This is a genomic window from uncultured Roseovarius sp. (assembly GCF_947489715.1).
Taxonomy (GTDB): domain Bacteria; phylum Pseudomonadota; class Alphaproteobacteria; order Rhodobacterales; family Rhodobacteraceae; genus Roseovarius.
Genome location: NZ_CANLER010000001.1, coordinates 663,530 through 689,876, shown reverse-complemented (window position 1 = coordinate 689,876; position 26,347 = coordinate 663,530). Strand labels below are relative to the sequence as shown.

The window sequence follows — 26,347 nt, the reverse complement described above, 5'->3', positions numbered from 1 at the left end:
TTGGTTTGTGGTGATCATCTCTTTCGGCTGTGAGGTGAAACCCCGCTCTACACCCCGGGGAAAAACTGGGGCATAAGATGCGGGACGACTCACTCAACCCAAGGACGCCTGAACGATGCATGACATTCGCGCCATTCGTGAAAACCCTGCCGCTTTTGATGCCGCCATGGTGCGGCGTGGGGTGACGTCTCCTTCGGCGGAAATCCTGGGCATCGACGAGGCGCGCCGAGCGCATATCCATGCGGCGGAAACCGCACAGTCGGAGCAGAACAAGGCCAGCAAGGACGTCGGCGCGGCTAAGGCCAAGGGCGATGATGCCGAATTCGAGCGTCTGCGAATGCTGGTGGCGGCGAAGAAGGCCGAGGTGGCGGCGATGCAGGCCGAGGCCAAGAAATTCGACGAGCAATTGACGGAAGTGCTGATGGGGCTGCCCAACCTGCCGTTTGACGAAACGCCCGATGGCGCGGACGAGGACGACAATGTTGAAATCCATCGCTGGGGCACGCCCGGCAATTTCGATTTCGCGCCGAAGGAGCATTACGAGATTGCGGGTGTGAAGCCCGGCATGGATTTCGAGACCGCCGCCAAGCTGAGCGGAGCGCGGTTTGTCGTCATGTCCGGCGCGGTGGCGCGCATTCACCGGGCGCTGGCGCAGTTCATGTTGAACACGCATATCGACGAGAACGGGCTGACCGAGACCTGGACACCGGTGCTGGTGCGCCCCGAGATGATGTTTGGCACAGGCCAGTTACCGAAATTCGGCGAAGACAGCTATGAGACCACCAATGGCTGGTGGCTGGTGCCCACGGCCGAGGTGACGCTGACCAATATCGTCAATGGCGTGACCGTGGACGAGGCATATCTGCCGCGCCGTTACGTGGCGCATACGCAATGTTTCCGGTCCGAGGCGGGCAGTGCTGGCCGTGATACAGCGGGGATGTTGCGCCAGCACCAGTTCGAGAAGGTCGAGATGGTGAGCATCACGCATCCCGATGCCTCGCGCGACGAGCTGGACCGGATGACCGGCTGTGCGCAGGGCATTCTGGAAAAGCTGGGTCTGCCCTATCGCACCGTGGTTCTGTGCACCGGCGATATGGGGTTCGGGGCGCGGCGCACGCATGATATCGAGGTCTGGCTGCCCGGGCAGGATACCTATCGCGAGATCAGCTCGGTCTCGGTCTGTGGGGATTTCCAGGCGCGGCGGATGAATGCGCGGTTCAAGGGCAAGGATGGCGGCAAGCCGCAATTCGTGCATACGCTGAATGGCTCGGGCCTGGCGGTGGGGCGGTGCCTGATCGCGGTGCTGGAAAACGGGCAGCAGGCGGATGGATCGGTGCGTCTGCCCGAGGTGTTGCACGGGTATCTGGGCGGCAAGACCGCGCTGGCGGCGGATGGCAACCTGATCTGAATGTGAACCAAACCGCCCCGTGATACGTTACAGGGGCATGGATAAGATGAGAATGAAGGCCATTTTGGTCGCCGTGGCGGCACTTGCGTTTGCGGTGTCGCCATTTTTCGTGCCGTTTGACGGGTTTGATCCCAACCTTTACCCGGTGGCGCAGGACAATCCGCCGGTGCAGCCCGCGGGATATGCGTTTTCGATCTGGGGGCTGATTTACCTTTGGTTGCTGGTGCATGGCGGGTTTGGCCTGTTGCGGCGCGATACCGATGCGGTGTGGGACCGGCCCCGCTGGCCGCTTTTCATCAGCCTTGCCGTGGGGGCGTCGTGGCTATCGGTGGCGCAGGTCAGCCCGGTGATGGCGACGATCCTGATCTGGGTGATGCTGGTGACGGCACTGGCTGCTCTTTTCCGGTCTAAAGGCCCGGATCGCTGGCTGTTGCAGGCGCCGCTGTCGATTTATGCGGGGTGGCTGACGGCGGCGAGTTTCGTGTCGCTTGGCCTGCTCGGGGCCGGGTACGGGATCGGTGTCGAAGAAGTCGGGTGGGCGTGGATCGCCCTTGGTGCGGCACTGGTCTTTGCGGCAGGGATACAGATGGCATTGGGACAGGCGCCGGAATACGGGCTGACGGTGGTTTGGGCGCTGGTGGCGGTTATTGTTGCCAATTGGGGTGAGAATACCGGCATCGCGTTGCTTGCCGCTGCCGGGGCAATCGGGATGGCCCTGCTCGCGTTCAAAAACCGTACCGCCTAGGTGATGCGTCTGTTGTTTTGCCACAAATCCGGCCGGAGCGATGCCATCGAACGCGGGCGATAGAGCGGGTCGGCGTTAAGGCGCTGGTCGACCGACGGATGCCTGTCGGATTTGCGCCGGGGGCCGGTGCGCCATACCAGCAGTTTGGGAGAAAGCTTGTAGAAACCACGCGGATTGTTCATCTCGGGCGCAGAGGCGGTCGCATCCCCGCGCGTATCGGGTATCGCCGCGTCGCGTTTCAGCTTCATCCCCTCTTTCTTGGCGCCGGCGACAATCCAGCTGAGCCCATAGGAAACAAGACCCCGCGCCGTGCTGCGCCCGCCCAGTACCCGGTGATCGCCGATGAACCACATCTGCTGATATGGCCGCCCTGCCCCCCGGACACCGCGGTTCAGCCCACCATTCTTGCCGCTGTCGAGATTGTCCCACAAGGCCGGTTGATAAAACTTGCGCCGTTCATCCAGGGCGACCGCATGGCGCGCGGATTTGACAAGGCTGGTCAGATCAGTGTCGTGGAACTGATGGCGACGGTTGATGTGCTTGCCCACGGCGCCCAGCAGGTTCTTGGGAATGCCGAGCGCCCCGACCGTGTCCCAAACACCCAGATAGGCGATTTCCAAGAGGTGCGATCCGTCATTTCGCGTGTCCCTGTCCTTGATCGACGTGACATATCCCGGCGATATCGCCTTCCGTTTGCGCCGGATATGGGGTTTGTCCGGCGCATTGGCGTCGCCGCGCTTGCGATAGAGGCGGAACGCCTTGCGCACCACCCGTGCCGTGACCGCGTTTTTCGGTGGCAAGCCACACTTGCGGATCATCCCCGCCAGTGAGCGCGCGGTGTAAGCCCCACGGGAAAACCCGAAAATCATGATCTTGTCGCCCGGATCGTAATGCTCGGCCAGTTGGGCATAGGCGATCTTGATGTTTCGGTTCAGGCCCCAGCCAAAAGCGCCGCCGCCAATCTTGTTGGCCCACTTACCGACGAAGGTGACAAATCGGCCACCGGTACCGACCCCGGGTATGTAAAGACAGGCCTGATCCGGCGTTCGAACCACCGCATCATAGACTTTGACGACATTGGTTACGTGTTCAATGGTCGACGAATTCCACGTGCCATCACAAAAAATCAAAATACGTTTCATCAATGTCCCCCAAGACCGCGCAAAATCCACCGCGCTTGCAGGAGAGCATCAGCCACAACCAAGGGCTGCGTCAAGGTAGGGCAATCCTTACGTCAGGATTTGGTGGAAGGCTTGCCAAGATGTTTGCGCAGACGCGAGGGCGTTGATTTCTTCTTTGCCTTGTAAGGGTTCTTGTCCGACTGGCTGCGCATATGCAGGCGAATGGGCGTGCCGGGCATGTCGAAATCCGTGCGCAGCCCGTTGACCAGGTAGCGCGAATAGCTTTCAGGCAGCTTGTCGGGATGCGAGCACATCACAACAAAGCCCGGTGGCCGGGTCTTGGCCTGGGTCATGTAGCGCAGCTTGATGCGTTTGCCGCCCGGCGCGGGGGGCGGATGCTGTTCCAGCATGCCGGTCAGCCAGCGATTGAGCTGCGCGGTAGTGATCCGGCGGTTCCAGACCTCGTTGGCCTTTTCCACCGCCTGCCGCAGCCGGTCGAGCCCCCTGCCCGTCTTGGCCGAGACCGTCACCAGTGGCGCGCCGCGCAACTGTGGCAGAAGCCGTTCGAACGATTCACGAAGATCGCGCAGTTTTTGCTGTTTTTCCGGCTCCACGTCCCATTTATTCACCGCGACCACCACGGCGCGGCCTTCGCGTTCGGCCAGATCGGCGATGCGCAGATCCTGCTGTTCAAAGGGGATCGCGGCATCGAGCAGGACAACCACGACCTCGGCGAATTTCACAGCGCGCAGACCGTCGCCCACAGAAAGCTTTTCAAGCTTTTCCTGTACCTTGGCCTTTTTACGCATGCCTGCGGTGTCGAAAATGCGCGTGGGCAGGCCATCCCAGTCGATCTGCACAGAGATCGCATCGCGGGTGATCCCGGCCTCGGGGCCGGTCAACAGACGCTCTTCGCCCAGTATCTTGTTGATCAGGGTGGATTTCCCGGCATTGGGCCGCCCCACGACAGCCACTTGCAAGGGGCGCGATTTGGTGGGCACACGCACGCCGTCTTCGCTGTCTTCCTCCAAGATCACATCGGTTTCGGGAGCCTCTTTGCGCGCGCGTTCTTCGAACGCGTCGGCCAGTGGCATCAGTTGCGCGTAAAGGTCATTCAGCCCTTCGCCGTGCTCGGCGGACAGGCGGATGGGTTCGCCAAGGCCCAGCCCATAAGCCTCGATTACGCCCGCATCGGCGGCGGCACCTTCGGATTTGTTGGCGGCCAGAATGACATGATCCGAGCGCTTGCGCAGGATGTCGGTGAAAATCTCATCCGTGGGAGTCACCCCGGCGCGGGCGTCAATGAGAAACAGGCAGATATCGGCCATGTCGACCGCGCGTTCGGTCAGTTTGCGCATCCGGCCTTCAAGCGAGGCGTCTGTTGCTTCTTCCAGGCCAGCGGTATCAATGACGGTAAAGCGCAGATCGCCCAGGCGCGCTTCGCCCTCGCGCAGGTCGCGCGTCACGCCCGGCTGGTCATCGACCAGGGCAAGCCGTTTGCCGACAAGGCGGTTGAACAGCGTGGATTTGCCCACATTGGGGCGTCCCACGATGGCAAGGGTGAAACTCATGTCCTTCAGGCTCCGGAACCGATCAGGCGGCCCTGTTACAGCATTGCGCGCCTAACGGAAAGCGGCCAATTGCCCCTTGGTGGTCACCACGTAAAGCGTATTCCCGGCGACGACCGGATTGGTCGAAGCGCCGCCCGGCATCGACACCGACCGGCGTAGCGCGCCCGAAACCGGATCGAACAGCCTGAGTTGCGCGTCACTGGAGGCGACGATCAGGTTGCCACCGGCGATGATCGGGCCGTGATGGGCAAAGATTTCGGCCTGGCGGCGCGGGCGGTCCTTGGTGAAGAAGGGCAGTTCCTTGCCCCAGATGCGGGTGCCATCCTCGGCATTGAGGCGGATCAGTTCATTGCGGTCCGAGATCATGAAGACCGAGTCGCCCGTAGGCCAGACCGGGTTCAGTGCGCCGTCATTGGCTGTCCATTTGCGTTTGCCGTTGCCCAGGCCAAGCGCCACGGTGCGGCCCGAGTGGCTGCCGGCGTAAAGCGTATCGCCGACCACGACCGGATCGCCGGTGATGTCGCCGATGCGGGCGGCGGAATAGCCCGGCCGCTGACCGGCGATCTGTGCGTCCCAAAGGCGCAGGCCGCCCTTGCGGAACGCGCCCTGCAATTCACCGGACCCGAAGGCAAAGACAACGTATTTGTCGGTCACGGCAGGGGCCGGGCCGCCCATGACATTGTTGATGTCGGGCGTGGCGGCAAGCTGCCAACGGATACGGCCGGTGCTGGTTTCCAGGGCCCAGGCGACCTCGTCCCCGGCGACCAGATAGACCAGATCACCGCTGACGGTCGGGCTGCCGGAACCGGTGGCGCGCAGGTTCTGCTGCCAGCGTTCCGCGCCGGTAGCGCCATCAAGGGCGGTCATCAGGCCGAAACCGGATGAGACATAGAGCGTGCCATTCGCATAGGCCAGGCCGCCGCCGCTGGCATCCGTTCTCGAATCGTTGGGCGGCACCATGTCCGTGGTCCACAATACCTGACCGCTGGTTGAAACGGCGGTCACACGCGCTTCGGCGTCCAGAGTGTAGATGCGCCCGTCGCCGACAACGGGATCGGCGGTGATCCGGTTCTTGCGCCCGTCACCGGCGCCGATCGACACGGACCAGGCCAGGTTGGGGGCCGCAGACAGCGCGGGGTGATCGGTGCGCGTACCGGGTGAGCTGATGCTTTGCAGCCAGTTCGCGTTCGACCGCGCTGGCGGCAGGGCAAGCGCGCGGGCAGTATCCTCGGCGACAGCCGGAGCGGGAATGTCGGCGGGGTCGACGCTGACGTCGCGAATGCCTTCACGCGCGCCCGGCAGGATCGGCTCGTCCTTGGAACAGGCTGTCAGGGCAATGGCGCCCAGAGCGCCCAGAATAATACCACTCGATTTGAACACGGATACGCCCCCACTTGTCGCCTGCGACCCTGCCCCGGACGTGATCGCCGGGCACAGGTAGTTTCTATTCTTCCTCGGGTGCCTCGGACAGGTCACCCCCAAGCGCCACAATCACCTGCGACGCGCGACGGCGCAAGTCCGGCGTGGCCTCTGCATCGGCGACGAGTTGCTGTAGCTGTGTCAGGGCACCGTCCCTGTCGCCCAGCTCCACCGCGATCAGGGCCAGTTGTTCCTGGGCCAGAAGGCGTACGAAACCGCTTTCCAGCGCCAGCCCTTCCAGCCGGGTACGGCGTTCCTGAGCGGTCAGACCCGACCCGGGGATCGCGACCGCTTTGAGGGTGGCAATCTGACGGTAAACCGGATCAATGCCGCTGCGATCTGCAAGCGCCAGAAGGCGTTGCGCCGCGGCTTCGGGTTCGGCGCCTGATTCTTCACCCGCCGCCAGCAGGTCGATCATCGCCTGACTGGCCGCATTCGGGGCCTCGACATCCGACAGGGCTGCCGCGCGCATGGCACCATCGGGAACCGACAGCGCCGCCAGCATAGCATCGCCGAAATCCTCGGCCGCGGCGCGTTCGTTGGCTTTGGTCCATTCATTCCAGGCGGCACCGCCCACTATGGCGATCACGGCCAGAACCGCGATCCAGCCATAACGCCGCATCATTTTGAACAGACGATCGCGGCGGACCTCTTCCGTGACCTCATCAATAAAACTGTCGGTATCGCTCACGCTTGATGCCTCTTTGAATTTTCGACCCCTCTTAGCGTGTCGCCACGGCCCTGCCAAGGGGCCGCCGAAACGGCGGGAAACGGCCACCTTGCGGGGGTGCGTCGAAAAGTATAATCTGAACCGGACAGTTTAGTGTATATGGCGTTGTAAAGCGCTCAAGAAATACCCACCTCAATAGTCGAGGTGGCAGGACGAACTAGAAGGTACCCGCATGCGTCTCTTTCCGATTCTGGCGGCAATTGTCGTTTCTGCATTGGTCTATGTGTTCATTTTTCAGCGTGACACGCTGACCGGTGAGGAAACAGCCGTCGCAAGCACCGCAGAAGGCAGCGCTGAGGCGGCGCAGACCACAGGCGATGCCAACGCGCCAGAGGCCGTAGGGGTTGTGGCGATACATTCGGTCGCCCGCGCCATCGACAGCGCGGTTGTCCTGCGCGGTCAGACCGAAGCGGATCGCGAGGTGGAACTGCGCGCCGAAACCTCGGGGCAAGTTATATCGGACCCGCTGCGCAAGGGATCCTTTGTCGAAGAGGGCCAACTACTGTGCAGCCTTGATCCGGCCGCGCGCGAGGCCACGCTGGCCGAAGCGCAGGCGCGCCTGCTGGAAGCCAAATCGCGCATTCCCGAAGCGGAGGCACGGGTGGATGAGGCGCGCGCCCGTCTGGAAGAGGCAAAAATCAACGATAATGCAGCGGCGAAACTGTCTGAGGGCGGATTTGCATCGGAAACCCGCGTGGCCTCCACAAAGGCCGCGGTCAGCGCCGCAATGGCCGGGGTTGAAACCGCGCGATCAGGGCTGGAAGCCACAAAATCGGGCATCCAATCGGCCGAAGCATCGGTTGTTGCAGCGGAAAAGGAAATCGAACGTCTGTCGATCCGGGCGCCATTCGCCGGACTGCTGGAATCGGACACCGCAGAGCTGGGCAGCCTGCTGCAACCCGGTGCGCTTTGCGCAACGGTCATTCAGCTTGATCCGGTGATGCTGGTGGGATTTGTTCCTGAAACCGAGGTGAACCGTGTGAATATGGGCGCACGCGCCGGTGGACGGCTGGCGACAGGCGATCAGATCGAAGGCATGGTCACGTTCCTGTCGCGCGCCGCGGACCCCGAAACCCGCACCTTCCGCGTTGAAATTCAGGTGCCCAACCCCGATCTGATCCTGCGCGACGGCCAGACCGCAGAAATCATCATTGCCGCCGATGGCACCAACGCGCATCTGCTGCCGCAATCGTCCCTGACCCTGAACAACGAAGGTGCGATGGGCGTCCGGATCATTACCGAGGAACAGACCGCGCAATTCGTGGCAGTGACCTTGCTGCGTGACACGCCAACCGGCGTCTGGCTTGCCGGATTGCCCGAAAAGGCCGATGTTATCATCATCGGTCAGGAATTCGTCATCGACGGGGTGCGGGTTGCACCCACGTTTCAGGAGATTGGCCAATGACAGGTCTGGTCGACTGGGCCGCCGCGCGGGCGCGGATGGTCATTGCCTTTATCGTGCTGTCGCTTCTGGCGGGCAGCCTGGCATATGTCGGCCTGCCGAAAGAGGGTGAACCGGATATCGAGATTCCGGCGCTGTTCGTATCGGTCCCCTTCCCCGGCATTTCCGCCGAGGACAGTGAAAAACTGCTGGTCAAGGTCATGGAGACCGAGCTGAGCGACCTGGACGGGCTGAAGCAAATGTCCGGCACGGCATCGGAGAACTATGCCGGGGTTGCGCTGGAATTCGAGTTCGGCTGGGACAAGACCAAGATCATGGCCGATGTGCGCGATGCCATGAGCACCGCCGAGGCCGATTTCCCGGACGGGGCCGAGAAATACACGATCAACGAGATCAATTTCAGCGAATTCCCGATTATCATCGTCAACCTGTCCGGCGCGGTGCCCGAACGGACGATGGCGCGGCTGGCAAAGGATTTGCAGGATCGGCTTGAAGGGCTGGAGCCGGTGCTGGAGGCCGGGATCGCGGGCAACCGGGACGAGATGGTCGAGGTGGTGATCGATCCGCTGCGGCTGGAGGCCTATAACGTCACCGCGCTGGAGCTGATCAGTGTTGTGCAGAACAACAACCAGTTGATCGCCGCCGGTGAGGTCGAGACCGAACAGGGCACGTTTTCGGTCAAGATCCCCTCGTCCTTTGACGAGCCCAGCGACATCTACGACCTGCCGGTCAAGACAAATGGCGACCGCGTGGTCACGTTGGGCGATCTGGCAACGATCAACCTGACCTTCGAAGATCGGCTGGGCACGGCGCGCTTCAACGGTGAAAACACCGTGGCGCTGCAGGTGGTCAAGCGCAAGGGATACAACATCATCGACACCGCCGAACTGGTGCGCGAGACCGTGGCCGAGGCCGAAAAGACCTGGCCAGCCGAATTGCAGACGGCGATCGAGGTGGGCACATCGAATGATCAGTCGCGGGTCATCAAGTCGATGGTCAAACAGCTTGAAGGTTCGGTTCTGACGGCGATTGCGCTGGTGATGATCGTGATGCTGGCCACGCTTGGCATCCGCCCTTCGCTGTTGGTGGGGTTTGCCATTCCCACCTCGTTCCTTTTGTGTTTCGCGCTTTTGGCCCTGATGGGCGTGGCGATTTCCAACATGGTGATGTTCGGCCTTATCCTTGCGGTGGGTATGCTGGTCGACGGAGCCATCGTAGTGGTCGAATATGCCGATAAGCGCATCCGCGAAGGATCGGGCCCGATGCACGCCTATGTCGAAGCGGCAAAGCGCATGTTCTGGCCCGTCATCAGCTCAACCGCGACCACGCTTTGTGCCTTCATGCCGATGCTGTTCTGGCCCGGCGTACCGGGTCAATTCATGCGGATGCTGCCCGTCACGCTGATCTTCGTCCTGTCGGCATCGCTGTTGGTGGCGCTGGTCTATCTGCCGGTGGTCGGCGGGGTCACCGGGCGTATGGAACGCTGGTTCAATGAACGCATTGCCCAGATCGCCGGCTGGCGCTGGTACTGGCATCTGTCGCTGTTTCCGGTGGCCATCGGCGTGGGCCTGATCGCCAGCAGCATCATCCCGGTATTGCTGGAGGCCGTTGGTGGCCAGTTCGGCAGCATGGACGGCAGTCGTATCCTCTCATCGGTCATTCCCACGCTGGTCGCGTCCTTCGTTATCCTGCTGGGTGTCGTGTGCCTTGCCGCGGCCGGGCTGGCGGCGATCACGGCCACGCTCTTGGGGTTGATATCGCTGCCGCGCCGGTTCTCGAACCTTCTGGGCGTGCTGCGAGAGCGGTTCTTTCCGCATCACCGCAGCAAGGTGACAGCAGGCTACCGACGCACGCGCTTTGGCTGGTTTATCCACCTGATTGCCGCCAACCCGATTGCACCGCTGCTGTCTTTCTGTGCGATCTTCGTGCTGGTCGGTTCGGTCACGATGTATTTCATCAACAACAACAAGGGTGTCGAGTTCTTTGTCGACTCGCAGCCCGAGAACGCGCTGGTCTATATCAAGGCGCGCGGAAACCTGTCACTGGATCAGAAGGATGCGCTGGTTGATCAGGCTGAACGGATCGTGCTGGCCCATCCCAATATCAAAAGCGCTTTTGCCTTTGCCGGTGATGGTGGTCTGAACAACAATACCAGCGGGGCCGAGGCGCCGCTGGATACGGTTGGCCGGGTTCAGATCGAGCTGCTGCCGTGGGAGGATCGTCCGACCGCCCGCGAGGTGTGGTTCACCGTGCCCTTGCTGGGCATTGATATCGAACGGCAAATCTCAAGCCCTGAAACCGACGGCAACAAGACCCTTGATGAGTTGACCGCCGAGCTGAAGAAAATCCCCGGTATCCAGATCGAAATCCTGGCGCTTGAGCAGGGTCCGGCCTCGGCCAAGCCGGTGCATCTGCGCCTCAAGGGTGACGATTGGGAGGCCCTGAAAGCCTTTACAGAGGAAGCACGGGCAAAATTCGATGAGACGCGGGGGCTGAAGCTGGTCGAAGATACCCTGCCCCTGCCCGGTATCGACTGGCAGATCGACGTCGATGTTGAACAGGCCGGGCGCTATGGCGCGGATGTGGCGACCGTGGGCGCGATGGTGCAACTGGTCACTAGGGGCATCCTGCTGGATACGATGCGTGTTGACAGCAGTGATGAAGAGATCGACATCCGCATCCGCCTGCCAGACGAAGACCGTGTGCTGAGCACGCTTGATACGCTGAAACTGCGTACCGACAAGGGTCTGGTGCCGCTCAGCAACTTCATCTCGCGCAAACCGGTGCCCAAACTGGCCCAGATCAGCCGCGTCGATCAGAAACGGTATTTCGACGTCAAGGCCGCGACTGTGGATGGCCTGATGTCAACTGTGACCGATGAAAACGGTAATCAGACCGAGGTACCGCTGACCGCCAATGAACGGATTGCCGAGCTGACGAAATGGCTGGAAAGCGGCGTTGTGCCCGCTGGGCTGGAATATGAATGGACCGGTGACGCCGAAGATCAGGAAGAATCTGGCGCCTTCCTGCAACAGGCGTTTCTGGGTGCCCTGGGACTGATGTTCATCATCCTGCTGGCGCAGTTCAACAGTGTCTATAACGCCGTGCTGGTATTGCTGGCGGTGGTGCTGTCGACCACCGGCGTGCTGATCGGGATGCTGGTAATGAGCCAGCCGTTTTCGATCATCATGACCGGTACCGGCATTGTCGCGCTGGCCGGGATCGTGGTGAACAACAATATCGTGCTGATCGACACCTATCAGGACTTTTCCCGCTATATGCCGCGGATCGAGGCCATCACCCGCACCGCCGAGGCCCGCATCAGACCCGTTCTGCTGACCACCATCACCACGATGGCGGGTCTGGCACCAATGATGTTCGGTCTCAGTCTGAACTTTGCCGAGGGAGGGTATTCGTTCAACAGCCCCACAGCACTTTGGTGGACGCAGCTGGCCACGGCGGTTGTCTTTGGCCTGGGCATTGCGACGGTGTTGACGCTTATCTTCACGCCCTCGATGCTGGCGCTGCGGATCTGGGCCGGGGTCTATGTCAAATGGATTTCAAAAGGTCTTGCGAAACTTTCGCTGGGTCGGGGCAGCCGGGTGGCGCGCGACTGGGCGCTGAACATCGAGGCGCGCCGCGTCGAAGCGCCGGAGATCATCTGGGAATTGGAAGGACCGGTTGCCAAGAATGACGAGGGTGACGCGTCTGAAACCCCGAGGCCGCGCGGCGGCCGCCCCCTGCGCGCTGCGGAATAATCCGCGACGCGCTCATGGGCCCTCCGCCGTTTCCATCGCGAAAAGCCGTAATTCACAGGCCCGCATCAGATTGCCCACCGGTTTCGAGCGCAACTGAACGCGCGAGCCGATCTGAAGCTTGCGCCACAGTTTCGGGAAATCCTCTCGATACGCCAAACACAGCGGCACCTCATTCAACACGCACCAAATATGTGCCATTCGCCCACAGGGCGAAAAAAACAGAACGACACCTTCGATCATCCTACCAACTCCAAAATAAAGTCCTTACCGGTCCCATCCCGAACCGACTGAATCCGGCGTCCATCCCGCCGAAACCACTAAATTGTTGTGATAATTAGGTCATGCGCCTGCTTTGGCGGTCGCCAAAGGGGAAAAACGGCACGCCTAAATCAAAAAACGCCAAACAACCTTTGGATGCAAAATGACGTTACGTCATTCTGCCGCCTTGCTGGGGCTTCTCTCGCTGGCCTGACGGTCCCAAAGGCTGGAATAGCGACCTTGTCGCGCCAATAATTCGGCGTGCGTGCCCTCTTCGACAATCTGACCGTCTTCCAGAACGACGATCAGGTCAGCATCGGCCACAGTGCTGAGGCGATGGGCGATGGTGATCACTGTACGCCCCTGCCCGGCGCGGGCCAGCGCCTCCTGAATGTCTTGTTCGGTCTCGCTGTCGAGCGCACTGGTCGCTTCGTCCAGCAACAGGATGGGTGGGTTTTTCAGCAAGGTTCGCGCAATGCCCACTCGCTGTTTTTCACCCCCCGAGAGCTTCAATCCCCGTTCCCCCACCAGCGTGTCGTAGCGATCCGGCAAGCCGCTGACGAAATCATGGATCTGCGCGGCCTTCGCGGCCTCTTCGATCTGGGCCTGCGTGGCCCCGTCGCGGCCATAGGCGATGTTATAGCCGATCGTGTCATTAAAGAGGACGGTATCCTGGGGGACTACGCCGATGGCGTCATGCAGGCTGTTCTGCGTGACCGTGCGCACATCCTGCCCGTCAATGATCAGCGCCCCGTCCTGCACATCATAGAAGCGGAACAGGAGCCGCCCGATGGTGGATTTGCCAGAGCCCGATGGCCCGACAACCGCCACGGTCTGCCCTGGCCTGACCGCGAGGCTGACACCTTTGAGGATCGGGCGCGCATCCTCGTAGCCAAAGCGCACATCGTCCAGCACGACATGACCGCCATTTACCTTCAGCGGTTTCGCGTCAGATTTATCGGTCACATCCGGGGCCTGTTCCAGCAGATCGAACATCTCACCCATATCCACAAGTGACTGGCGGATTTCGCGATAGACCGTGCCCAGGAAATTCAGCGGCATGGTGATCTGGATCATATAGGCGTTGACCATGACGAAATCCCCCACCGTCAACGTGCCCGCCTGCACCCCCATCGCGGCCATGACCATGACGATGACCAGCCCGCCGGTGATCAGAAGTGATTGCCCGAAATTCAGGACCGCCAATGAATAGGAAGAATGCAGCGCCGCCTTCTCATACCCGGCCATGGCTGCGTCATAGCGCGAGGCTTCGCGCTCTTCGGCCCCGAAATACTTGACGGTTTCAAAGTTCAACAGGCTGTCGATGGCCTTTTGGTTGGCATCGGTGTCCTGATCGTTCATCTCCTTGCGCAGTTTCACGCGCCATTCGGTCACCTTGAAGGTGTAAAGCGTGTAGGCGCCGATAACGGCCATCACCACGGCCACATAGCGAAAATCAAAGAGTGTCCAGAGCACCCCAGCGATCATCAGCAATTCCAACAGCAGCGGCCCGATCGAGAAGAGCAGGAAGCGCAGCAGAAACTCGACACCCTTTACGCCACGTTCGATGATCCGGCTCAGGCCGCCGGTCTTGCGGGTGATGTGATAGCGCAGCGACATCGCGTGGATGTGCCGGAATGTCTTGAGCGCGAGCGCGCGCAAGGCGCGCTGCCCCACGCGTGCAAAGATCGCATCACGCGCCTGTTGAAAGCCGACCACCATCAGCCGGGCAAACCCATAGGCGACGGTCAGGCCAATGGCACCAAGCGCCAGCATCCAGGCGGTGTTTTGCCCCTCGCCCGCCAGTGCATCGACAGCAGCCTTGTAAAAAAGCGGCGTGCCGACGGCGATCATTTTCGACAGGAAAAGCGCGATCAGCGCCAGCACGACCCGGCGCTTTACCCATGCCTGATCTTTGGGCCACAAATACGGGGCCACGCGCCGGATGGTGCGCCAGCCGTTGGTCGGAGCCTCAATTGTGGTCAGCGATCGTCGGCGCATCAGCAGGCATTGTCCATTTCACGTCTCTGTGACATAGGCCGATGCCGTGGTGAATGCCAGCCCTGCCCGGCTATTCCGGAACGGTAAAGACCTGACCGGGATAGATCAGGTCCGGGTCGCGGATGCGGTCGCGGTTCGCCTCGAACACGCGCACATAGAGAACGCCATCGCCGTAAGCCTCGCGCGAGATGGCCCAGAGGGTTGATCCTTTCTGCACCGTCACGGCCTTGATCTTGGGGGTATCGGCCGCGCTATCGACCTTGGCCAGTACCGCCTCATCCTCGCGTTTGAAGGGCGTTTCCACGCGCGAAGTGACATTGCCTTCGGCGTCTACCTCGTCAATCCGAAGGGTGTAGACGCCGGTATCAACCTCAGGCAGGTCCGAACGCCAGTTGCCATCTTCGGTCACCGGCGACGTGGTGATCGGATCATTGTCCAGATAGACCCTGATATGTCCCTCACCACTTGCGCGCCCCGAAAGCTGCACCTGGCCGGCGTCAGAATAGGATATTGCGTCCAGCGCGACGCTCGACATCAGTGTCGGGCCATTCTCATCCGCAGCCTCGTCGGTGGCATCCGGGGCGGCCTCGGGCGTCTGCAACACGCGCACGCCGCTGTCATCCGCAAGGATCACGGTTGGCGATTGCGTGGCGCCTTCGGTTGGCTCACCGGTTGCGTTCGTCTGCTCGTCTCCGGTCTGCGCTGTCACCCCTGATGCCTCCGTCGCGGCAACCTCGCGCGGGGTCGGTGCAATGATGATCTCCTGCTCAGACGCAATGGCGTCACCGCCGCTGGCCGGGCGCATCGAAAGCGACAGAACCCGTGGGTCTTCACTTGTTGGGATATCAAGGAATTCAACGAACTGGCCGCTGCCATCGGGCGTGGCGGATGCCAGGATCTCGCCATCCAGCAAGATTGACGTGTCCCAGTCTGGCATCGTGCGTCCGGCAACCAGCATTCTGCCATCGGGTTCCAGACGGAACGTATCAATCGTGGGCGGATCAGGCGGCGGCGTGTCGGCAGACGGCTCGGCCTCACTTATGGCGGCCCCATCCGTTTGCGTTTGCGACGTGATGTCGGTTGCCGCATCCCCCTTGGGTTGCGCTGTGACCGTCCGTTCAGATTCGGGTTGATCAGCGGGTGATAGGAAGCCCGAGTAATATGCCCCCGCCGCCACAATCGCCAGTACTGCAGCGCTTACAAATCCAAGGGTCGCACGCTGAGACAAGCTGCTGTTTTCGCTCATCTTTAACCTTCCATCCGCGGTCGCGCACAAGCTGTACGGTTGTCGGACGATAACAACAAGGGTATCACTGGTCAAAACAACGCTTAGCGAAACGGGGGGAATTCATGGTCGCACGCTCAGTTTGTGTCTTTTGCGGCGCACGTTCGGGCGTGCAAGCGATATTCGAGGAAGAAGCCACGGAGGTCGGCAAAATGCTGGCCGGAAATGGCTGGCGGCTGGTGTACGGCGCGGGTGATATTGGCTTGATGGGAGCCACGGCGCGGGCCGCGCAGGAGGCTGGCGGTAAGACCTTTGGCGTTATCCCCGAACATCTGATGGCGACCGAGATCGGCAAGGCGGATTTAAGCGAGTTGATCGTCACCGCAACGATGCATGAACGCAAAGAGCTGATGTTCAAAAACTCCAACGCGATCATCGTTCTGCCCGGTGGTGCTGGCACATTGGACGAGTTTTTCGAAGTGCTGACATGGCGGCAACTGGGCCTGCATGACAAACCCATTTTCCTGCTCAACACCGAGGATTTCTGGCAACCGCTGATCCAGATGCTGGGCCATCTGATTGCCGAGGGCTTTGCCGAGGCGGCGCTGCTGGATTACGTTCAGGTCGTAGGGTCGGTCAAAGAACTTTCGGGGGCCTTGCGCAAAGCCCTGTCCTGACGCAGGGCCGAAGCGGAATAGATCACCAAAGCGGCCCAGATCATCGCAAATGACATGACGTGCCAATAACTGAGTGGCTCCAGAAAAATAACTGTTGCAACAAGGAATTGCAGGCTGGGGTTAAGGTATTGAACCAACCCTACCGTGCCCAGTGATGCGCGTTTGGTGGCATAGCTGAAAAGGATGAGGGGCCAGGCGGTCAAAACCCCGGAGAAGATCAGCAGGATCGTGTCTGGTAGTGTTGTCCCGAATGCCCCGGAACCGCCCGCATGAATCCACCACAAAACGCCGATAGCGATAGGTGAGAGTAACAAAACCTCGGCGGTTACCGACACCACCGGCCCTGCGGAAAGCCCCTTCTTGATCAGGCCGTAGAGCCCCAGCGACGTGCCCAAGACCAACGCGATCCAAGGGGTCACACCAAACCCGAGGGCCAGCAAAAGAACCGCGCAAAACGCCAAGAACACCGCAAATACCTGCGCACGGGCCATGCGTTCGCCCAGCACCACCGCGCCCAACACCACAGCGATGAGCGGAAAGATAAAATAGCCCAGAGATGCCTCAAGCACCATGTCGATCTGAATGGACGAGATATAGACGAACCAGTTGAGCGAGATAAAAAAGGCGGCGCAGCCGATGATCAGGACCGATCGGAAGCTGCCCAATGCCACGGCGATTTGCCCGATACGGCCCTGGAACAACAGGAGAATCGCAAAAAGAACAAAGGACCAAAGGGTTCGATGGGCCAGAATTTCGATCGGGGAAAGATGTTCGAGAAGCTTGTAATAGAGCGGCGACAAGCCCCAGATCGTGCAGGCCACGACCATCGCCCAAACGCCTTTTGCCGCCTCGCTCATTAGTCTGCACCCTGCCCTTGATATTCAACCTTGGTGCTGACCTAAGAAACAAGGAGTGGCAAGGTGTTTCGGGAAAGAATTTCTGCCGCTACGCGCCTGCGCTCCTGCTTCAATCCTTGTTGGTTTCACCCGGCCTGTTTTGCACCGTCGCGTTTTAAGTGAGTTTGCAAAACCAAAAGTAAACTTTACACAAATGAAACCAGAAGGCATCTTATGTAAGAAAATCTGAAGGTAAGAAGATCAAGCATGTCAATCCGAATGCTAAGAACCCTGATCGCGGTAGAGAAAAACCAGACGTTCAGCGATGCGGCCAAAGAGGTTTTCATCACACATGCCGCCGTCAGTCAGCAAATGAAGACATTGGAAGAGGATTGGGGTGTTGCGATCTTTGATCGCACAAAAAGAACCCCTGAGCTTACCCCGGTCGGTCGTGCGATCGTGGCCAAGGCAAAGGATGTGGTTCAGGCCTATGACGATATTGTTCCTTCGGTGCTTGGCGACGATGGTGTGCGGGGGGACATTTCGCTGGGGGCGCTGCCCACCAGCCTGACGGGGCTGACACCCCTTGCCATCAACCTGCTCAAGGGGCGGTTTCCCGATCTGCATGTTCGGGTGACGCCCGGATTGACCCTGCACCTGCTGGCAGAAATAGAACGTGGCCGCCTGGATGCCGCGATCATTTCCCGACCCGCAACCCTCCCAAATCACGTTGCGATCAAACCCATTGTCGATGAGCCGCTACAGCTTTTGGCCTCACCCGGCACTGATGGCGACGATCCTTATGAACTTATTACCCATAACCCTTTCATCAGGTTCAACCGCAATGCCGTGGTTGGCCAGTTGATCGAAGACTGGCTTCAGGCGAAAAACCTTCGCGTTGACGAAACGATGGAACTGGAAAGCCTTGAGGCGATCTCGAGCATGGTCGCCGCCAATCTGGGAGTTTCCATTGTGCCCGAAACCTGCGTCAAGACACCCAACCCGATGCCCGTCAAACGCATTCCATTGGGAAAGGACGCCCCCAAAAGGCAATTGGTGCTGGCGCATCGGGCGGATAATCCACGCGTACAGGTTTTGAACGTGGTCCATGACGCCATCCTGGAAGCTGTCGATATTGGTTATCTGAGCATTGATGGCGCTGGCGGTCCTACCTGAAATGCCGAGCAGCGAAATCTTGTTGATCCTGTCAGGGGCCATCGCTGGCGGGTTCATCAACGGGCTGGCCGGATTTGGCACAGCGCTTTTTGCCTTGGGCTTTTTTCTGGGCGTGCTGCCCCCTGCCCAGGCTGTAGCACTTGTCCTGCTGCTGGCGATAGCGACAGGCCTTCAGGGTCTCTGGGTGGTTCGGGGCGCCATGTTCGACAACCCAAAGCGTCTGATGCGATTTCTTCTGCCGGCCTTGGTGGGCATTCCGATTGGGGTGCAAAGTCTGGCCTATGTCGATGTGCCAACCCTGAAAATCGTCGTGGCCGGATTTTTGATTATCTATGGCGGCTTTTTCACGTTCCGTCGCAACCTGCCGCGCATTGACCGACCGACGCCCCTGGTGGACGGAGTGGTCGGTTTTCTTGGTGGCGTTCTTGGCGGGCTGGCATCATTGTCCGGCGCCCTTCCAACCATGTGGTGTTCCATGCGTTCCTGGCCCAAGTCGGAAACCCGAGGTGTCTTGCAGCCCTTCAATCTTTGCGTTCTAGGGGTAAGTGCATGTCTTCTGGCCATTCGGGGGGAATACACCGCGCAGACCTTGTATTTCGCACTGATCGCCGTGCCCGTTGCAATCGTAAGTGCGCAGGTCGGCATTATCGCCTACCAACGTGTCCCGGACGCCCTGTTTCAGCGGTTGCTGATTGCGTTATGCTTTGTGTCCGGCATTGTATTGATGATCAGAGAGTTTTCCTGAAAGACAGCATTTGGCCACAAGGCATCTCTGAACCGTAGTCCCGCCTTACCCGATCAATTCATCGTTGCGATCATCCGTCTCACCAAAGCGCTTTAGGATGGCGGGTGTAGTGCCTTCATATACCGCTTGCAGATTTTTACTGATTTTCGCGTTTTCCCGTTCGAACAGGCAATTGCCCTCAAGATCAGAAGCAACGATGAACGGGCCCATTTTTTTGCACCGGATCACCCACATGGCTTGCGCCAATCCCAACGCCTCGTTCCAATGAACCGCTTCCACGTTTTTAACGCCACGTCCCAACAGCGCCCCCGTTCCATACCCCACGGTTGACAGGTAGATGGCGCCATTTGGGACAAAAAATTCCCGGTAATCTTTCGACGACATGCCGCCTTTGCCGATAATCAGCTTTGCCCCTGTTTTGGCCATCCACTCGGGCAGCCATTTCGCAAAGCGGAAAGAGGCGGTCGCCGTCACCGCACCAAGGTCGAAACTGCCGTCTTCGCGGATTGCCGCTGCCGGAGAGCAATGGAAATTCGCGGCACTTTCCGATGGCAGTTCCATCGGGATATTGGCCTTGTCTTCCAGCGCACGCATATAAACGCCCTCGCGTGCGGTATAGAGCAACCCGTCGAGGTAGACGATGTCACCCAGGCGCAGCTCTGCTAGCGCCTCGGGCGTGGGCGTGGTAGACAGGCGGATTTCGCGCGGCTTCATTCTGCGGCCTCCAATGCGGGGGTCCATTCTACCGTTTCACGGCGCTGATAGGGCGTGAACCAGTCCGGGTCGGTCCGGAACACCACGCGGCCATCCGGCCAGAGGCGCGCCACGGCCCGGCGCGAACTGAGACAGAACGCGTGGACGCTCATCTGCATGCCGCCGGTGTGGCAATACCCGACCTCGATATTGCAATCGATGACCATGTTTTTTCCGACAAACCCCATCGCGCCCATGCCGATCGAGTTGCCAAGTTCCTTGAATTCATCCTCAAGCGCCGCGATCTTCGGATCCGAGTTGCGACTGCCCACGGTGCGCAGCGTCGCCGCCCGTTTGCCCAATACCATGCAGGTATCTTTCGAGCCGCCCAAGCCGATCCCGATGATCGCGGGCTGACAGGCGAGGCCGCGCTTGCCAAAGGCTACCAGACTGTCGAGGTAGAATCGTTTGATCCCCTGGATGCCGTCCGAGGGAAACAGCATCCGGTAATCAGTGCCAAAAAGTCCGCCCTTGTGGACCGTGATAAGATCGATCCAGTCGCCTTCGGGTTCAAACCCGTATTCGATTTCAGGTGCGCCGATGCCGACATTGTTGTCGTGATCCGTGCGCCAAAGCGGATGCACCCGATTTGGCCGCAACGGCACCCCGTTGGTGGCATTTGCCGTCGCCCGCCGAAGTGCTGCTTCAAGCGCAACCATGCCGCCCGCGACCTGCGCATCATTGCCCATCTTGACGTACCAGCGCGGCACGCCCGTGTCGCCACACATCGCGCGGCGGTCCTCCTTGGCGGCCTTGTAGTTCTCCAGCATGGCCTGAAGAACAAAGGACGACAGATCACCATCCTCACTCTCGGCCGCCGCCTGCAACCCGCTAAGGTAATCCTCGGGGATTTCGATGGCGGCCTTGTCCATAAGGGTTTCGGCTGTCTTCTGGATCAGGTCGATGGCTATCATGTTGAAATTACCAATGTTTCAGGTTCGCCTTCGGGTAATATTGTCTCTCCCGGGCGAACGATTGAAAAGTCTACGGCGTGTCTTTCCATTTTAACAACTCCAGCGCTTTGTTGTGCCACGGTGAAATAGGAGGCGTCCAATTCTCCGGCTTCGGGAAAGTCTTCCCGGAAATGTGCACCACGGGAGTTTTCACGCTCAAGAGCAGCCTTGGCGATCACCTCGGACACATCACACAGGGATCGCATGTTCAGCCAATCGTGCCATGTCAGGTTGAAGGCCAGGTTTTCCGGTGAGACGCCCAAATCCATCAGTTCGCCGGAAATTTCTGCGATCCGTTTCAACCCGCGCTCCATCCCTGTCCTCGTCCGCAAGACCCCCACGTCTTCCCACATTGCCTCCTGCAACTTCTGCCGCAGCGGTTGAACCACCGTTGCTTTGCGGCTCAGGGGGTGGCACGCGCGCTCTACCTCTGCGGCCAGCTTGTCTTCGTCCGGGTCGCGCAGCGTGCCCATCTTGCGGATATCGGCACCCATCGTGTCCCCGCAAACTCCGCCATAGACTGTCGAATTCGCGACGCCATTGCCACCCAGACGGTTCGACCCATGTGCCCCTCCCGCATCCTCGCCCGCCACGTAGAGGCCCTCCAGCGCGGTGTGCGTATCAACATCAACGACAACGCCACCCATGAAGTAATGTGCCGTGGGAACAACCTCGACCAACCCTGCGGCCAGATCAAAGCCACTGTCGGCACAACGTTGCACCATGCCCTTGAATTTCCGGCGCACATTCTCGGGCCCCAGATGTGCCATCGAAATAAATACACCTTCCTGTTCCGGATTGTTGTTCTTGCGCATCTCGGCATAAATACCGCGGCTGACCACGTCGCGCGTCGCACGTTCCCCGCGATCATCATGGTCGAACATGAAACGCTGTCTCGCATGGCTGATCAGTTGACCGCCAGCCCCGCGCAATCCTTCCTCCAGCACCGTTCCTGTCATCCTGCTATGGTCGCCCGCCAGCAGGCCTGTTGGATGAAATTGCACCATTTCCATGTCGCGCAGAGGCAGCCCGGCACGCAAGGCCATGGCCAGCCCATCCATTGTCTTATCGCCGGATGGCGTATGATATTTGTACATGCTCGGGCCGCCACCGGTGGCCATCAACACCGTCTTGGCGCGCACAAATCGAAAGCTGCCTGTGCGCATGTCAATCATCAGAACGCCTGCCAAAGCAGCCCCGTCACGCGTGGGAATCAGACCGATAGCGCGATGTTCCTGAAGCCGTTCAATGGGGCGCGACAGGACCTGCTCCATCAGCCTGTTGATGATCTCGATACCGGTCAGATCGCCCTTGTGAACGGTGCGGTCCGCCGTCTGTCCGGCAAATGCCTTGTGGTGCAATGTGCCATCGGGATTGCGATCGAAGAAACACCCGATTTCGTTTTCCAGTTCCTGCACTCTTACAACTGCCTCTTCGCACAGGCGCCAGGCCATCTGCTGATTGGGCAGCCACTTTCCGCCTTCGATCGTATCCATGAAATGCCGCTCAACCGTATCGCCAGGACCCAAGGCGACGTTATATCCCCCCTGAACCATGCGGGTGCAGCCGCATTTGCCCAGCAATCCTTTGACCGCGATGGTAATTTTCGTGTCGGGTGGCGCAGATTGCTGCGCATGCAACGCCGCAAAAAGGCCTGCACCACCTGTGCCGAGGATAAGGATATCGGTGTCATGTCGTTTGATATTTTGCTCTGGTCCCATTTTCAGATCGCCTGCAGGAAGAAAGTGCCAGAGATAAACAGCGACAGGCCAACCGCCGCCGCTGCCAAGGATTTTTGCGCATTGCTCCAGGGCAGAAATTCCATTGCCAGCAGACGCAACCCGCCGAAGATGTGGATCGACAACAAGAAGACCAGACAGAACTCGACGATCTTGACCAGTGGATTATCGGCGAAGGTCAGAAACCGGTCCAATTGATCCGCGTTGGTCAACGCCAGGGACATGATCCAGAAATGCGCTGGCAGGAACAAGGCGAGCGTAATGCCGGACAGGCGATGCACAACAAAGGCGAACCATAAGGGATGTGACTTTGATGGGCGCATCATAGCATCGTCACGGCCACTACGGCGCGTGCCCCCATGAACAGCAGGACAAGGCAAATTACCCATGTTAACGTGGACAACCAGAATCCGGTCAAACGCAGCCATTCATGTGCGATCACCCTTAGGCCAATGGCTGCATGAACGGAGACCGCTATGACAAACGTGCCGTAAAACAGGAACCAGAACACCGATCCTTGGGTCCGGCCAAGGATCTCGGCGGTGCTGAGCCCCCCCTGTACCGCATAGATCATCACGGCGATGTGGCACAGCACCAGCGGCGCCATGATCATCGCGCTGATCCGCTGTGCCATGTAGAGCTTCAGATCAAGCATTACTTTTGCCTCTGATAAATGCCTTTACCGTTTCCCGCTTAAGTCCCGTGATCGCCTGCATCGGATTCAAATCGTTGGGGCAGTAATGGGTGCAACTGCCCATCGAATGACAATTATGACAGCCGGACGATCCCGATACCGCATCCAGAATGGCCTGCCTGTCCGCGTTCTTACCGTCGTTGAACACGGTCCAGGCCCGTTGTAGTGCTGCGGGGCCCAGGTATTCCGGATTGCCTGCAACGGTGTCGCACGCCGCATAGCAAACCGAACAGTTGATGCATTCGATGCCGGCGTTTGCCTCGGCCCGCTGTGCGCCTTCCGGGTCTATCCGAGGTACCGGATCGTCCCGTGTCTGCGTGGGGTGGTGCCGCCCCTCGGCCTGCCCCCATTTGTCAAAGAAGGGGTCCATATCCACGACAAGATCTTTGATAACAGGCAAGTTTCGCAATGGCGCTATGTGGACTTTACTGCCGTTCAGCACCTTTTTGACATGCGTGCGGCAGGCCCAGCGCGGCTCTCCGTTCACCATCATCGCGCAACTGCCGCACATGCCGACCCGACACGCGAAACGATATGAAAGCGTGGGGTCAGCGTATTGCTGAATCCACGAAACAACATCGAGAATGGTTTGATTGTCTCTCGCCGGAACTTGAAAATGCGCGTCTCGGCTGCCGTCGTGATCGCTGCGCCGGATCGTGACGTCAAGATGCAATGGATCAGGCTTTGTCACTCTGCGCCTCACGAAACGGGGTCTTAGCGCATCAAGTTCTACATTATGAGATTTTCTAACTGAAAGTGAAAAATACTAACACCTTATGAAATTTCTGCTTACAATAACGATGGCAAATCGCGATTTCTGATGCGCGCAGCAACAAGCTGATCCAACATCAGAAGATGCTTTGAAGATCTAAGTCTGACCTGAACGGTGTCATGCCGTCAAAATGACTCCGCCCAAGAGCCTAAATGTTAGCAATGCAGTGTTTTGTCTGGTGTGAGCGTGAGCTGAAACCAGATCACTTTTCCAGCTTGTCTTCGGATGCGTCTGGATCAGCCTGACCGATACCCTTGAAGATGAACTTGAAGGGAAGTGCCCAGAGAAATCCCAGCCCCACGTAAACCAACAATTCGGCCCAAATCGGCGGGCGGTTCAGCATATTCACGATCGTGACCGCCACCACGACATAGACCGGCAGACCGATAAGCAGGATGACCAGCGACCAGCGTCTTCGAGCTTTGTAGCTGAGCGCCATCACTCAATCCGCGAAAGGATCGGTGACAAGGATTGTGTCTTCGCGTTCAGGCGAGGTTGAGACCATCGCGACCGGGCAATCAATCAACTCTTCCACACGGCGTACATATTTGATTGCGTTGGCGGGCAGATCGGCCCAGCTGCGCGCGCCTTCGGTCGATTCGGACCAACCTGGCAGTTCTTCGTAGATCGGCGTGCAACGCGCCTGCTGATCGGCGGCGGTGGGCAGGTAATCAAGCCGCTTGCCGTCCAACTCATAGCCCACGCAGACCTTAAGCACATCGAAACCGTCTAGCACGTCGAGCTTGGTCAGGGCGATGCCATTGACGCCGCTGGTGGCGCAGGTTTGACGCAACAGGCAAGCGTCGAACCAACCACACCGACGCTTGCGCCCTGTTGTGACGCCAAATTCATGCCCGCGCTCACCCAAACGTTCGCCATCCGCATCATGCAGTTCTGTTGGAAACGGGCCTTCGCCGACACGGGTCGTATAGGCTTTGACGATACCGAGGACGAAATCAATTGCGCCGGGGCCAATACCAGTACCTGTCGCGGCCTGCCCTGCAATCACGTTCGAGGAAGTGACAAAGGGATAGGTACCGAAATCAATATCCAGAAGTGCGCCTTGCGCACCCTCGAAAAGGATGCGTTTGCCGGCTTTGCGCTTTTCGTTCAGCACCTTCCAGACCGGGGCGGCATATTCGAGGATCTGCGGTGCAATCTCTCGCAGCTGTGCCAGCAGCACGTCGCGGTCGATGGGCTCCAGCCCCAGACCGTTGCGTAGGGCATTGTGGTGAATCAGCGCGCGGTCGACCCGCAATTCAAGCGTGGCGTCATCCGCCAGATCGGCGACCCGGATCACCCGGCGACCGACTTTATCTTCGTAGGCCGGGCCGATGCCACGACCTGTGGTACCGATTTTGGCAACCGAGTTCTGGCCTTCGCGGGCACGGTCCAACTCTCCGTGGAAGGGCAAAATCAACGGGGTGTTTTCGGCCACCATCAATGTTTCGGGGGTGATCGAAACGCCCTGCCCCCGGACCGTTTCAATCTCATTCACCAGATGCCAAGGGTCGAGAACCACGCCATTGCCGATCACGCTCAGCTTGCCGCCACGGACAACACCCGACGGCAGAGCATGCAGCTTATAGACTTCCCCGTCGATCACCAGCGTGTGCCCAGCATTGTGACCGCCCTGGAACCGCGCAATCACATCGGCGCGCTCACTCAGCCAGTCAACGATCTTGCCTTTTCCCTCGTCACCCCATTGGGCGCCCACGACGACGACATTTGCCACGGCAGTTCCTCTTCGAATTCCGGATAAACCCGCGCCCGTATACCGATGCGAGCGCACTTGGGAAACACCTAATTCACCCCACAGCGCGCTGAGGCTCTGGACAGACGCCTCAGGATTTGAACAGTTTAGCCACAACGGGCAATTCGGAGGCTGAAAATGGGATTTTTGTTGCGTTGGCTTATGGCCTTTCTGCTGTTGGCAGCCACCTTCAACCCGACCCGTTGGAATTATGTCCGCTGGACACAGGAAAACTTCAATGACCAGCTGCCGATGGCCATGCTTTTCGGGTTGTTGCTGTTAGTGGGCTATATCATCTACCTGCGCGCCACCGTGCGTTCGATCGGGACGTTCGGTATGGGATTGATCCTGGCGATTGTCGCAGCACTGTTATGGGTGCTCTACGACATCGGATGGCTGAACCTGGAGAACCGGTCTTTCAACCTTTGGCTGGGAATCGTCGCCCTGTCACTGGTGCTGGGTATCGGGTTAAGCTGGAGCCATGTACGACGCATGCTGAGCGGCCAATCCGACATGGATGACGTGGACGAGTAAGCCTACCCACTGGCGGATATCCGCTAACGATCTGTCAACTATCTGCGGTGAATTAACCGACTGTTTACCACGCTCAG

24 protein-coding genes are annotated in these 26,347 nt (G+C 59.5%); 8 read left to right on the top strand and 16 right to left on the bottom strand.

Annotated elements, in window-relative coordinates; all coding sequences use genetic code 11:
• Positions 1 to 115 precede the first annotated feature (115 nt).
• Complete coding sequence (serS, locus tag Q1B27_RS03405; RefSeq protein WP_299843609.1) at positions 116 to 1,408, top strand: serine--tRNA ligase; 1,293 nt, start codon at positions 116 to 118, stop codon at positions 1,406 to 1,408.
• A gap of 52 nt (positions 1,409 to 1,460) precedes the next feature.
• Positions 1,461 to 2,153: a hypothetical protein gene (locus Q1B27_RS03400; protein ID WP_299843606.1), complete on the top strand. Its 693-nt coding sequence runs from the start codon at positions 1,461 to 1,463 to the stop codon at positions 2,151 to 2,153.
• Here Q1B27_RS03400 and Q1B27_RS03395 read toward each other — a convergent pair.
• The 4 genes from Q1B27_RS03395 to Q1B27_RS03380 all read right to left on the bottom strand — a co-directional run bounded on the left by Q1B27_RS03395 (position 2,150) and on the right by Q1B27_RS03380 (position 6,955).
• Entirely contained in the window at positions 2,150 to 3,295 is a 1,146-nt protein-coding gene (locus tag Q1B27_RS03395) for a DUF2235 domain-containing protein (RefSeq protein WP_299843603.1), read from the bottom strand. The genes Q1B27_RS03400 and Q1B27_RS03395 overlap by 4 nt on opposite strands.
• 92 nt (positions 3,296 to 3,387) lie before the next feature.
• Positions 3,388 to 4,845: a ribosome biogenesis GTPase Der gene (gene der, locus Q1B27_RS03390; RefSeq protein ID WP_299843601.1), complete on the bottom strand. Its 1,458-nt coding sequence runs from the start codon at positions 4,843 to 4,845 to the stop codon at positions 3,388 to 3,390.
• A gap of 51 nt (positions 4,846 to 4,896) precedes the next feature.
• On the bottom strand, positions 4,897 to 6,225 hold the full coding sequence (locus Q1B27_RS03385; protein ID WP_299843598.1) for a PQQ-like beta-propeller repeat protein: 1,329 nt from the start codon (positions 6,223 to 6,225) through the stop codon (positions 4,897 to 4,899).
• Between the two features lie 64 nt (positions 6,226 to 6,289).
• The gene (locus tag Q1B27_RS03380) at positions 6,290 to 6,955 is read right to left on the bottom strand and encodes a hypothetical protein (protein WP_299843596.1); all 666 of its coding nucleotides are present in this window, start codon (positions 6,953 to 6,955) and stop codon (positions 6,290 to 6,292) included.
• A 211-nt stretch (positions 6,956 to 7,166) separates the two neighbouring features.
• Here Q1B27_RS03380 and Q1B27_RS03375 point away from each other — a divergent pair, with 211 nt between their 5' ends.
• Together Q1B27_RS03375 and Q1B27_RS03370 are read left to right on the top strand one after the other, a co-directional pair.
• Entirely contained in the window at positions 7,167 to 8,399 is a 1,233-nt protein-coding gene (locus tag Q1B27_RS03375; RefSeq protein ID WP_299843594.1) for an efflux RND transporter periplasmic adaptor subunit, read from the top strand.
• On the top strand, positions 8,396 to 12,154 hold the full coding sequence (locus Q1B27_RS03370; RefSeq protein ID WP_299843591.1) for an efflux RND transporter permease subunit: 3,759 nt from the start codon (positions 8,396 to 8,398) through the stop codon (positions 12,152 to 12,154). The genes Q1B27_RS03375 and Q1B27_RS03370 overlap by 4 nt, the downstream gene beginning before the upstream one ends.
• Before the next feature lie 12 nt (positions 12,155 to 12,166).
• Here the strand turns inward: Q1B27_RS03370 and Q1B27_RS03365 are convergent, their stop codons facing one another.
• The 3 genes from Q1B27_RS03365 to Q1B27_RS03355 all read right to left on the bottom strand — a co-directional run bounded on the left by Q1B27_RS03365 (position 12,167) and on the right by Q1B27_RS03355 (position 15,659).
• Positions 12,167 to 12,352 (bottom strand): hypothetical protein, encoded by a 186-nt coding sequence (locus tag Q1B27_RS03365; protein ID WP_299843588.1) that lies wholly within the window; start codon positions 12,350 to 12,352, stop codon positions 12,167 to 12,169.
• A 234-nt stretch (positions 12,353 to 12,586) separates the two neighbouring features.
• Positions 12,587 to 14,413: an ABC transporter ATP-binding protein/permease gene (locus Q1B27_RS03360; protein ID WP_299843585.1), complete on the bottom strand. Its 1,827-nt coding sequence runs from the start codon at positions 14,411 to 14,413 to the stop codon at positions 12,587 to 12,589.
• A gap of 70 nt (positions 14,414 to 14,483) precedes the next feature.
• Positions 14,484 to 15,659, bottom strand: coding sequence for a LysM peptidoglycan-binding domain-containing protein (locus tag Q1B27_RS03355; RefSeq protein ID WP_299843582.1), 1,176 nt, complete (start codon positions 15,657 to 15,659; stop codon positions 14,484 to 14,486).
• 104 nt (positions 15,660 to 15,763) lie between these two features.
• Between Q1B27_RS03355 and Q1B27_RS03350 the strand changes: the two genes are divergently transcribed.
• Complete coding sequence (locus Q1B27_RS03350; RefSeq protein ID WP_299843580.1) at positions 15,764 to 16,315, top strand: TIGR00730 family Rossman fold protein; 552 nt, start codon at positions 15,764 to 15,766, stop codon at positions 16,313 to 16,315.
• On the opposite strand, the gene rarD is transcribed toward Q1B27_RS03350, so the two are convergent.
• Positions 16,258 to 17,172 carry an EamA family transporter RarD gene (gene rarD / locus Q1B27_RS03345; protein ID WP_299843575.1) on the bottom strand — a complete coding sequence of 305 codons (915 nt, stop codon included), beginning with the start codon at positions 17,170 to 17,172 and terminating at the stop codon, positions 16,258 to 16,260. The genes Q1B27_RS03350 and rarD overlap by 58 nt on opposite strands.
• Positions 17,173 to 17,418: 246 nt before the next feature.
• Here rarD and Q1B27_RS03340 point away from each other — a divergent pair, with 246 nt between their 5' ends.
• Together Q1B27_RS03340 and Q1B27_RS03335 are read left to right on the top strand one after the other, a co-directional pair.
• Entirely contained in the window at positions 17,419 to 18,327 is a 909-nt protein-coding gene (locus Q1B27_RS03340; protein ID WP_299843572.1) for a LysR family transcriptional regulator, read from the top strand.
• On the top strand, positions 18,305 to 19,072 hold the full coding sequence (locus Q1B27_RS03335; RefSeq protein WP_299843569.1) for a sulfite exporter TauE/SafE family protein: 768 nt from the start codon (positions 18,305 to 18,307) through the stop codon (positions 19,070 to 19,072). Before Q1B27_RS03340 ends, Q1B27_RS03335 begins: the two co-directional genes overlap by 23 nt.
• Positions 19,073 to 19,117: 45 nt before the next feature.
• Here the strand turns inward: Q1B27_RS03335 and Q1B27_RS03330 are convergent, their stop codons facing one another.
• The 8 genes from Q1B27_RS03330 to Q1B27_RS03295 form a co-directional block, all read right to left on the bottom strand.
• Positions 19,118 to 19,786 (bottom strand): fumarate hydratase C-terminal domain-containing protein, encoded by a 669-nt coding sequence (locus tag Q1B27_RS03330; RefSeq protein ID WP_299843565.1) that lies wholly within the window; start codon positions 19,784 to 19,786, stop codon positions 19,118 to 19,120.
• Entirely contained in the window at positions 19,783 to 20,739 is a 957-nt protein-coding gene (locus tag Q1B27_RS03325; protein ID WP_299843562.1) for a fumarate hydratase, read from the bottom strand. The genes Q1B27_RS03330 and Q1B27_RS03325 overlap by 4 nt, the downstream gene beginning before the upstream one ends.
• Entirely contained in the window at positions 20,736 to 22,499 is a 1,764-nt protein-coding gene (locus Q1B27_RS03320; RefSeq protein WP_299843559.1) for an FAD-binding protein, read from the bottom strand. Before Q1B27_RS03320 ends, Q1B27_RS03325 begins: the two co-directional genes overlap by 4 nt.
• Before the next feature lie 2 nt (positions 22,500 to 22,501).
• Positions 22,502 to 22,843: a succinate dehydrogenase, cytochrome b556 subunit gene (sdhC, locus tag Q1B27_RS03315; RefSeq protein ID WP_299843556.1), complete on the bottom strand. Its 342-nt coding sequence runs from the start codon at positions 22,841 to 22,843 to the stop codon at positions 22,502 to 22,504.
• Positions 22,840 to 23,172 carry a succinate dehydrogenase gene (locus tag Q1B27_RS03310; protein WP_299843553.1) on the bottom strand — a complete coding sequence of 111 codons (333 nt, stop codon included), beginning with the start codon at positions 23,170 to 23,172 and terminating at the stop codon, positions 22,840 to 22,842. Before Q1B27_RS03310 ends, sdhC begins: the two co-directional genes overlap by 4 nt.
• Positions 23,165 to 23,866 (bottom strand): 2Fe-2S iron-sulfur cluster-binding protein, encoded by a 702-nt coding sequence (locus Q1B27_RS03305; RefSeq protein WP_299844870.1) that lies wholly within the window; start codon positions 23,864 to 23,866, stop codon positions 23,165 to 23,167. Before Q1B27_RS03305 ends, Q1B27_RS03310 begins: the two co-directional genes overlap by 8 nt.
• Positions 23,867 to 24,185: 319 nt before the next feature.
• Positions 24,186 to 24,422: a DUF2842 domain-containing protein gene (locus Q1B27_RS03300; RefSeq protein ID WP_299843549.1), complete on the bottom strand. Its 237-nt coding sequence runs from the start codon at positions 24,420 to 24,422 to the stop codon at positions 24,186 to 24,188.
• Positions 24,423 to 24,425: 3 nt separating this feature from the next.
• Entirely contained in the window at positions 24,426 to 25,718 is a 1,293-nt protein-coding gene (locus tag Q1B27_RS03295) for an adenylosuccinate synthase (RefSeq protein WP_299843547.1), read from the bottom strand.
• A 156-nt stretch (positions 25,719 to 25,874) separates the two neighbouring features.
• Here Q1B27_RS03295 and Q1B27_RS03290 point away from each other — a divergent pair, with 156 nt between their 5' ends.
• Entirely contained in the window at positions 25,875 to 26,270 is a 396-nt protein-coding gene (locus Q1B27_RS03290; protein WP_299843544.1) for a DUF6524 family protein, read from the top strand.
• Positions 26,271 to 26,347 lie beyond the last annotated feature (77 nt).

Excerpts from the sequence above, each read along its gene's own strand:
- serS (WP_299843609.1), top strand. The coding sequence starts at position 116 with ATGCATGACATTCGCGCCATTCGTGAAAACCCTGCCGCTTTTGATGCC.
- Q1B27_RS03400 (WP_299843606.1), top strand. The coding sequence starts at position 1,461 with ATGAAGGCCATTTTGGTCGCCGTGGCGGCACTTGCGTTTGCGGTGTCG.
- Q1B27_RS03395 (WP_299843603.1), bottom strand. The coding sequence starts at position 3,295 with ATGAAACGTATTTTGATTTTTTGTGATGGCACGTGGAATTCGTCGACC.
- der (WP_299843601.1), bottom strand. The coding sequence starts at position 4,845 with ATGAGTTTCACCCTTGCCATCGTGGGACGCCCCAATGTGGGCAAATCC.
- Q1B27_RS03375 (WP_299843594.1), top strand. The coding sequence starts at position 7,167 with ATGCGTCTCTTTCCGATTCTGGCGGCAATTGTCGTTTCTGCATTGGTC.
- Q1B27_RS03370 (WP_299843591.1), top strand. The coding sequence starts at position 8,396 with ATGACAGGTCTGGTCGACTGGGCCGCCGCGCGGGCGCGGATGGTCATT.
- Q1B27_RS03365 (WP_299843588.1), bottom strand. The coding sequence starts at position 12,352 with ATGGCACATATTTGGTGCGTGTTGAATGAGGTGCCGCTGTGTTTGGCG.
- Q1B27_RS03360 (WP_299843585.1), bottom strand. The coding sequence starts at position 14,413 with ATGCGCCGACGATCGCTGACCACAATTGAGGCTCCGACCAACGGCTGG.
- Q1B27_RS03355 (WP_299843582.1), bottom strand. The coding sequence starts at position 15,659 with ATGAGCGAAAACAGCAGCTTGTCTCAGCGTGCGACCCTTGGATTTGTA.
- Q1B27_RS03350 (WP_299843580.1), top strand. The coding sequence starts at position 15,764 with ATGGTCGCACGCTCAGTTTGTGTCTTTTGCGGCGCACGTTCGGGCGTG.
- rarD (WP_299843575.1), bottom strand. The coding sequence starts at position 17,172 with ATGAGCGAGGCGGCAAAAGGCGTTTGGGCGATGGTCGTGGCCTGCACG.
- Q1B27_RS03340 (WP_299843572.1), top strand. The coding sequence starts at position 17,419 with ATGTCAATCCGAATGCTAAGAACCCTGATCGCGGTAGAGAAAAACCAG.
- Q1B27_RS03335 (WP_299843569.1), top strand. The coding sequence starts at position 18,305 with ATGGCGCTGGCGGTCCTACCTGAAATGCCGAGCAGCGAAATCTTGTTG.
- Q1B27_RS03330 (WP_299843565.1), bottom strand. The coding sequence starts at position 19,786 with ATGAAGCCGCGCGAAATCCGCCTGTCTACCACGCCCACGCCCGAGGCG.
- Q1B27_RS03325 (WP_299843562.1), bottom strand. The coding sequence starts at position 20,739 with ATGATAGCCATCGACCTGATCCAGAAGACAGCCGAAACCCTTATGGAC.
- Q1B27_RS03320 (WP_299843559.1), bottom strand. The coding sequence starts at position 22,499 with ATGGGACCAGAGCAAAATATCAAACGACATGACACCGATATCCTTATC.
- sdhC (WP_299843556.1), bottom strand. The coding sequence starts at position 22,843 with ATGATGCGCCCATCAAAGTCACATCCCTTATGGTTCGCCTTTGTTGTG.
- Q1B27_RS03310 (WP_299843553.1), bottom strand. The coding sequence starts at position 23,172 with ATGCTTGATCTGAAGCTCTACATGGCACAGCGGATCAGCGCGATGATC.
- Q1B27_RS03300 (WP_299843549.1), bottom strand. The coding sequence starts at position 24,422 with ATGGCGCTCAGCTACAAAGCTCGAAGACGCTGGTCGCTGGTCATCCTG.
- Q1B27_RS03290 (WP_299843544.1), top strand. The coding sequence starts at position 25,875 with ATGGGATTTTTGTTGCGTTGGCTTATGGCCTTTCTGCTGTTGGCAGCC.